Source organism: Mycobacterium sp. 852002-40037_SCH5390672 (assembly GCF_001665875.1).
GTDB lineage: Bacteria > Actinomycetota > Actinomycetes > Mycobacteriales > Mycobacteriaceae > Mycobacterium.
This window is the reverse complement of sequence record NZ_LZTA01000031.1, coordinates 1-3,259: the sequence shown is the minus strand read 5'-3', so window position 1 is coordinate 3,259 and position 3,259 is coordinate 1. Positions and strand designations below refer to the sequence as shown.

General features: G+C 58.6%; 3 protein-coding genes. 1 reads left to right on the top strand and 2 read right to left on the bottom strand.

Annotated features, from left to right (window positions below):
- A partial coding sequence (locus A5782_RS05225) for a flavodoxin-dependent (E)-4-hydroxy-3-methylbut-2-enyl-diphosphate synthase (protein WP_197694116.1) occupies positions 1 to 585 on the top strand: 585 nt, incomplete at its 5' end.
- A 119-nt stretch (positions 586 to 704) separates the two neighbouring features.
- Here the strand turns inward: A5782_RS05225 and A5782_RS05220 are convergent.
- A complete protein-coding gene (locus tag A5782_RS05220) occupies positions 705 to 1,832 on the bottom strand; it encodes an acyl-CoA dehydrogenase family protein (RefSeq protein WP_067096133.1) in 1,128 nt (375 codons plus the stop codon).
- Between the two features lie 885 nt (positions 1,833 to 2,717).
- Positions 2,718 to 3,259: acyl carrier protein (locus tag A5782_RS25190; protein WP_231986598.1), on the bottom strand; the 542-nt coding region annotated here is incomplete at its 5' end.

Genomic DNA, 3,259 nt, shown 5'->3' with positions numbered 1-3,259 from the left:
GAGGAGCACGGCTTCGGCGACATCAAGATCAGCGTCAAGCACAACGACCCGGTGGTGATGGTCGCCGCCTACGAGCAGCTGGCCGAGCGGTGCGACTACCCGCTGCACCTCGGGGTCACCGAGGCCGGTCCGGCCTTCCAGGGCACCATCAAGTCCGCGGTCGCCTTCGGCGCGCTGCTGTCGCGCGGCATCGGCGACACCATCCGGGTGTCGCTGTCGGCGCCACCGGTCGAGGAGGTCAAGGTCGGCATCCAGATCCTCGAGTCGCTGAACCTGCGGCCGCGCGGGCTGGAGATCGTGTCCTGCCCGTCGTGCGGGCGCGCCCAGGTCGACGTGTACACGTTGGCGAACGCGGTGAGCGCCGGCCTCGACGGTCTGGACGTGCCGCTGCGCGTCGCCGTGATGGGCTGTGTGGTTAACGGCCCGGGGGAGGCCCGCGAGGCCGACCTCGGCGTCGCGTCGGGAAATGGCAAGGGCCAGATCTTCGTTCGTGGCGAAGTCATCAAGACCGTGCCCGAATCGCAGATTGTCGAGACCTTGATCGAAGAGGCTCAGCGGCTCGCCTTAAACATCCGCGACGCCTAGAGACAGCCAAAAACCGAACCGTCGCACTTCGGCACGCCTTAGGTGTACCTGAACCGAACATACCGTCACAGATCGTATACGCGGTTCCACAACAACTCCGGTTACAACTCAAGCCCGCATCAGCTGAACCGCATCGTTGAACCAGCCGAATACCCGCCCAATTCACTGATAATCGAATGTCGCGTAGGCGGTTGGAACAACAGGGCACTGGCCGATCCCGCAAGTAATCCCACGGACTCGTCCGCGATGAACGCGATCCCGCCTAAGACCTCGAGTGCCCGCGGCACAATGCGAGATATCGCATCAGCCACCCCGAACCGCATTGCAAGGCAGGCAGCCAGCGTCGAGTCAGCATCGTGACCGTCATCGTCAATGGTTCGAGCGACGCACTCGAGCATAGACGTCGGTGCACTCAGCTCAACAAAAAAATGTCCGAGCATGCAATCATCGGCACGGCCGGATTCATGAACACGCTGAACTAGCGCCGTCACCATTCCTAGGTAGGACGCCGCCGCCAAGATCGTGAACCAAATCAGCCCGTTCTTTTGAATTTCGTCGATACCAGTTCGGGGGTCGATGTCTAAACGCATAATGCAGTCGTCAGGTACGACAACGTTTTCGAACACCACCTCATCGCTCTCCGCGGCCTGCAGTACCGGCGCGCGCCAAAACGGACGTGTGGAGATTCCCGGCAGCCTCGCCGGGATGACCATGATGGCGTAGTCGTCAACCTCGTCAGTCAGCACCACACTGGCGGTCAGCAAATCCATCGACATAGCCAAGGTGCACGGCTTCTTACTGCCGTTAACAATCCAATTGTCACCGTCGCGCACCGCGATCATCGTCGGTTCGAACATCCCAGCGGTGGGACGCGCTTCGGCGAACGCGCTAGCGACCAGCAAGCGGTCGGTAACCACCGACGTCAGCAAAACCTTTTGTAAATCATCGAAACCATTCTGAAACTTGGCCAGACTGGCAACCGAAAAGTGATGCATCGTCGCCACGATGGATAGCGAGGGAGCCAAACTGCCGATAGCAAGCATGTACTGAACTGCCTGCCGCGCGCACGCACCCGCCCCACCAAGATCCTTGGGTACCAACAATCCGGTTTGACCGCGGCGACGAAACATTTCAATTCCTTGCCGGCTTTCAGCTTCGAGCGACGCCAATCCGACTGCGGTCAATCCGTCGATCAGTCCCGGCGCCATCTCTTCGGTGGTGGAGTACGCGCGTTCCATCAGCAACATGCGGCGACCTCTCTTAAGCGGTGATATCTAGAGATCAGTCAAGTAACGACCTATCGGCGTATCGCCAAACAAAGAAACTCACTGGCTCCAACCGTCCGCCGAACTCCGATACCGCACCAAGCACGGCATCGTCGTTACGGCATGAACGACTTTGATCTTCGCTATGCCATGTCCGACAACACCATATAGAACTCGTCGACTACCCTGTCGTCAACGGTTCTGTGAGAAAATGCCTACGCCGCTTACGTCCGCTTGAAGTCATTGCAAGAAGACGCTTTCCCAGGAACCGCAGACCTTCACCGACATCGAGGTACAACTTCAAGCAAGACAACATGATCGCTCCAGAAGGGTCCGGCTGTAGCGATGTTTCGCTCAGTATGCGCGCTCTAGCTGCGCCACAACATTTTTGGGCTCGCCGAGCGCCTTTCGCTTCTCAGCGCGGGCGGCGATAGCTCATTCATCAGTTCGGATCCGGGCCTGTGCAATACAGAATTTGTTGCAACGTCATCGGCGATGATCTCGAACGAGAGCCTACCCGGTCGATGCTGGTGATCGCCCAACCGCAGGCGCCCCAGTTGTATGTTGTCGATCGCAGTAAAGTGCCAATGGCGCACGCCGGTGATTTGGGAGAAAAACCGCCGCTTAGCGCACAGCCGGACGATCGGGGCGCACTCCCCTCGGGGTTGGGTTGTCTCTTCAATTGCTCACGCTCAGGTGGCCTGAGCCGGCATACTACGAGGAGAGCGAACACTATCAAGCTCGACATGTCGTAGGGCCGATCTGCGAAGGCGTTGCACTACTGGCGCGCACCGTCTGCAATCTGACTAGGCCGGTATAAGCTCCGGTCCGCGGGGGTCGACCGGGATGGAAGGGAAATGATCTAGCTCAATCCTTCGCTAGGGCAAGGAGCTTATCCAGAAGCCCTGCATCGCGAAGGTCGCTCACGGCGATAGTGTTTAAGATTGACCGAACTCTGTCCTCTTCGGTTTGTAGAGATCCAGGCTCGTCGTTCTCACATCCTGGATGCAAACCACTGAGCTGCTGGCGAAGGTAACTGGCGATCGCGTTCGGGTTAGGATGATCGAGAATCAGTGTCGGTGGCAATGCTAGCTCCGTTGCGGCCATAAGTCGGTTACGCAGTTCCACGGCAGTTAATGATTCGAACCCGAGATCTTGGAACGCTTGATCGGGATCAATCGCTTCAGGGCTGGGATAGCCCAACACAACTGCGATGTGTTCGCGCACTAATTCCAATAACAGATCATGTTGCTGCTCGGGGGCCAGCCTGTAAATTCTTTGAGGCAGTCCAGATTTCGCGCCTTGGTTCGGCCCGCGTGCATCGCTTGCACTTGCTGAGTGATCGGCCAGCCAGTACCGGCGCCGCTGAAATGCATAGGTGGGCAACTGCACCGGGTGTCCATGCCCGT

What these genes read in the sequence shown, in the direction of transcription:
- A5782_RS05220 (WP_067096133.1), bottom strand. Translation starts at nt 1,832, where the DNA reads ATGTTGCTGATGGAACGCGCGTACTCCACCACCGAAGAGATGGCGCCG.